The 4432-nt window shown below is 61.3% G+C and carries 3 protein-coding genes and 1 pseudogene; 2 read left to right on the forward strand and 2 right to left on the reverse strand.

The window, feature by feature from the left end; all coding sequences use genetic code 11:
* A pseudogene (locus J0I64_RS03140) lies at positions 1 to 299 on the forward strand (DNA recombination/repair protein RecA); the annotation flags it as partial.
* A 282-nt stretch (positions 300 to 581) separates the two neighbouring features.
* Positions 582 to 3221 (forward strand): alanine--tRNA ligase, encoded by a 2640-nt coding sequence (gene alaS, locus J0I64_RS03145; protein ID WP_291406168.1) that lies wholly within the window; start codon positions 582 to 584, stop codon positions 3219 to 3221.
* 111 nt (positions 3222 to 3332) lie between these two features.
* On the opposite strand, the gene J0I64_RS03150 is transcribed toward alaS, so the two are convergent.
* Together J0I64_RS03150 and J0I64_RS03155 are read right to left on the reverse strand one after the other, a co-directional pair.
* Complete coding sequence (locus tag J0I64_RS03150) at positions 3333 to 3722, reverse strand: EamA family transporter (RefSeq protein WP_291406169.1); 390 nt, start codon at positions 3720 to 3722, stop codon at positions 3333 to 3335.
* Positions 3703 to 4188: a DMT family transporter gene (locus J0I64_RS03155; RefSeq protein ID WP_291406170.1), complete on the reverse strand. Its 486-nt coding sequence runs from the start codon at positions 4186 to 4188 to the stop codon at positions 3703 to 3705. The genes J0I64_RS03150 and J0I64_RS03155 overlap by 20 nt, the downstream gene beginning before the upstream one ends.
* Positions 4189 to 4432 lie beyond the last annotated feature (244 nt).

Genomic DNA, 4432 nt, shown 5'->3' on the forward strand with positions numbered 1-4432 from the left:
AGCTTGCCCCCCCGTTCCGTCAGGTCGAATTCGACATCATGTATGGCGAAGGTATTTCCAAGACCGGCGAGCTGCTCGATCTCGGCGTCAAGTCGGGCATCGTCGACAAGTCAGGCGCCTGGTTCTCCTGGGATAGCCAACGGCTGGGTCAGGGCCGTGAAAACGCCCGCCAGTTCCTCAAGGACAACCCGGAAGCCGCCGCCGCCATCGAACAGGGCGTCCGCGAAAGCTCCGGCCTCCTCGGTGAAGTCCTCCTCGTCGCCGGTGGCGAAGACGACAGCTCTGGCGGCGACGAATAGACCGCCTCGATCCCATGCAGTTTTCGACCCTCGCCAAAAGCGGGGGTCTTTTTGTTAGGTGCCACGTGGCCCGACTATCTCGGTGTGGCTGGAGCGAGCAAAGCCGTGCCTCGGGAGGTGGCCTTTGCAGAGAAGAGGCAAGAGGTCGGCGCGGCAAGCGCCAAGCCCGACTTTCTCCCATCTCAATATCGCCGCAAAGCTGGACATTTCCGCGTTTTGCACGATAGAAAGCCACGTTTCTATTGGACGCGCGCCGTGTCCGTTCCGCATGAAAGCTAGTTGATGACCAGCGTAAACGATCTCCGTTCGAGCTTTGTCGATTACTTTGCCCGCAATGGTCATGAAGCCATCGCGTCGAGCCCGCTCGTGCCGCGCAATGATCCGACGCTGATGTTCACCAATGCCGGCATGGTGCAGTTCAAAAACGTCTTTACCGGCGTTGAAAAGCGCCCCTATTCGACCGCGACGACGGCGCAGAAGTGCGTTCGCGCCGGCGGCAAGCATAACGACCTCGACAATGTCGGCTTCACTGCGCGCCACCACACCTTTTTTGAAATGCTCGGCAATTTCTCGTTTGGCGACTATTTTAAGCCGCAAGCGATCGAGCTCGCCTGGAACCTTCTCACCAAGGACTGGGGCCTGCCGCGCGACAAGCTGATGGTCACCGTCTATCAGGACGATGACGAAGCGCTTGAGCTCTGGAAGAAGATCGCCGGTCTCTCTGAAGACCGCATCGTGCGTCTCGGCGCCAAGTCCAATTTCTGGCAGATGGGCGATACCGGTCCATGCGGTCCGTGCTCGGAAATCTTCTATGACCATGGCGACAAGGTCTGGGGCGGTCCTCCGGGTTCGCCCGACGAAGATGGCGATCGCTGGATCGAAATCTGGAACCTCGTCTTCATGCAGTTCGAACAGCATGCCGATGGTTCGCGCACCGGCCTGCCGCGCCCGTCCATCGATACCGGCATGGGTCTCGAACGCGTCGCTGCCGTCATGCAGGGCGTCCACGATAACTATGACATCGACCTCTTCAAGGCGCTGATCTCGGCCGCCGCCAACGCCACCAACGCCGACGTCAATGGGCCGGGCAATCGTAGCCTGCGTGTCATTGCCGACCACCTGCGCTCGATGAGCTTCCTCATCGCCGAAGGTGTGCTGCCCTCCAACGAAGGCCGCGGCTACGTCCTCCGCCGCATCATGCGTCGCGCCATGCGCCACGCGACCCTGCTCGGTGCGAGCGAGCCGACGATCTACAAGCTGGTTCCGACTCTCGTGCGGGAAATGGGTCAGGCCTATCCCGAACTGAGCCGTGGCGAAGCCATGATCGCCGAAACCGTTCGCCTCGAAGAAGGTCGCTTCCTCAAGACGCTCGGCCGTGGTCTCCAGATTCTCGAAGCTGAAACCGCCGGTCTCGGCGAAGGCGACGTGCTCAATGGCGCTGCCGCCTTCAAACTCTACGACACCTATGGCTTCCCGCTCGACCTGACGCAGGACGCCCTGCGCAACCGCAACATCACCGTCGACCAGGCCGGATTCGACGCCGCCATGGCGCAGCAGAAGGCCGAGGCCCGCAAGAACTGGGCTGGCTCGGGCGAAGCTGCCACCGACACCGTCTGGTACGGACTTGCCGACAAGCTCGGCCCGACCGAATTTTTGGGTTACGAAACCGAGACCGCCGAAGGCGAGATCAAGGCGCTTCTCATTGATGGTGCCGAAGTCGCCTCGATCGCTGCCGGCCAGGAAGGCATTGTCGTCGTCAACCAGACACCGTTCTATGGTGAAAGCGGCGGCCAGGTCGGTGATTCCGGCGTGATCAAGGGCGATGGCTTTGCCGCCGAAGTTCTCGACACCGGCAAGAATCATGGTGTTTTCAGCCACAAGGTGAAGGTCACCGAAGGCACGCTCAAGGTCGGCCAGGCCGTCGAGCTTATCGTCGACCACGAGCGTCGCTCCTCAATCCGTTCGAACCACTCGGCAACCCACCTGCTGCACGAAGCCCTGCGCCTCGTGCTCGGCGATCACGTCGCCCAGAAGGGTTCCATGGTCTCGTCCGATCGCCTGCGTTTCGACTTTGTGCATACAAAGCCGATGACCCCGCAGGAAATCGCCGAGGTGGAAGACATCGCCAACGAGATCATCCTGCAGAACACTTCCGTCGAAACCCGCCTGATGGGTGTCGAGGAAGCCAAGGAATCGGGCGCTCGCGCACTCTTTGGCGAAAAGTACGGCGATGAAGTGCGCGTCGTTTCCATGGGCCTGCCGACCGGCAACGGTCTTGGTTGGTCCGTCGAACTTTGCGGCGGCACCCATGTCCGTCGCACTGGGGATATCGGTCTCGTCTCCATCGTTACCGAAACGGCTTCTGCTGCCGGCGTTCGCCGCATCGAAGCGCTGACCGGCAAGGCCGCGCGCCATCGCGGCAATACCAACGTCAATATCGTTTCCTCGGCCGCTGGCCTCCTGCGTTCCGGCACCCACGAAGTGCTCGACCGCATCGAAGCGCTGCAGAACCAGCTCAAGAGCGCCGAAAAGGCCCTCAGCGATGCCCGCCAGAAGCTGGCTCTCGGCGGTAGCGGTGAAGGTGGCAATGCCACCGAAACCGTCAACGGTGTCACGTTCGTCGGCCGCGTCGTCGAAGGCGTCGCCGCCAAGGACATCAAGACCGTCGTCGATGCCGAGAAGAAGCGTATTGGTTCGGGCGTCGTCGTCATCGTTCTGAAGGGCGAAGACGGCAAGGGCACCGTGGCCATCGGCGTGACCGACGATCTCACCGGCAAGTATGCCGCCGGCACGCTGATCAAGTCGGCGACTGCCGCGCTCGGCGGTCAGGGCGGCGGCGGCCGTCCCGACATGGCCCAGGGTGGCGGGCCGGATGCGAGCAAGGCCGACGATGCCGTTGCGGCGATCCGCGCGCTGATCTAATCAGCAAGACATCCATGTTCGGATAGTGCAAGCCGCGGCCGTGCCGCGGCTTTCGCATTTGTGGGCCCAGGGTTACGCTCGATGCTAACAGTCTGCTAGCGAAGCGCCCGCTTATTCGCCGATGCGGAAGAAGAAAACACGCGGCTTCCAGCGGATCGGCCGCTTCTCGCTCAGGACGTTCATAAGCCCGGCACCGACCACGATCAGCATACCGACAATGGCGACCCAGTCGGGATATTCACCGAAGAACATCGCGCCAAAAAGGATAGCCCAGATCAGCTGGCTATACTGCACCGGGGCAATGAGATTGGCCGGGGTCACCTTGCTTGCCTGGATCAGCAACAGGCCGCCAATGCCGCCCAGAACGCCGATCCCGAGCAGGATGACGAGTTGCTCCAGCGTGGGAATGATGAAGGTTGGCACCATCAGTATCCCATTGAAAATAGCGGAATAAAACACCTGCAGGCCGACGAGGCTGACCTTACGTTCCTTGGGCGCCACATGCCGGAGCACCGTGGTCGTTACAGCGCCGACCCAGTTCCAGCTCGCGCAGGCCGGGGCGGATAACCAGCACAACCCCGAGGAAGCTGATCAACAGCAGCACCCATCGGTGCACCGCGACGAACTCGCGCAGTAGCAGCACGGACAGCAGCGTCACAAACAAAGGCGTCGTAAAACCAATGGCATAGACATCGGCAAAGGGGATGTGCGTGAAGGCGAACATCACGCAGGCGGTGCCACTAATGGCGGTCGCACAGCGCAGGTGCACCAGGTAGGGGTGGTGCAGCTTGTAGATGTCGCGCCAGCGCTCGCCGCGCTTCGTGAGCATCGCCGGAATGATCGAGAAGCTCGTCGTGAAGAACGCGATCTCGAAGACCGACATGGCGGGGCCAGTGGCCTTGATGAGCGCATCAGACACTGAAAAAACGGCATAGGCCAAAAAGGCCAGAATGACGCCGACGGGCATCGCAGTACCACGAAGTCAGGAATGGAAGGATTCGGACGGGAATTACTCTAGCATACAAGTCATTTTGAACGCCGTCATGACAAAAGCAGCGCTAATTTGCCCATGTTCCGCGGCCGAGCGCTGGTCCGATGACCTCGATGCGATTGGTCCACACATAGCCCGAGAAATCCCCGGGTACCTGATCCAGTGTTACGGTGTCGTCGATCCCCGCTGTGCCGGGATCGCCCGCGCCATAGGGCCCGAG

The sequence above is a fragment of the Devosia sp. genome (assembly GCF_017307565.1).
Taxonomy (GTDB): Bacteria; Pseudomonadota; Alphaproteobacteria; order Rhizobiales; family Devosiaceae; genus Devosia.

Coding starts and splice junctions, on each gene's coding strand:
- alaS (WP_291406168.1), top strand. CDS start 582: ATGACCAGCGTAAACGATCTCCGTTCGAGCTTTGTCGATTACTTTGCC.
- J0I64_RS03155 (WP_291406170.1), bottom strand. CDS start 4,188: ATGCCCGTCGGCGTCATTCTGGCCTTTTTGGCCTATGCCGTTTTTTCA.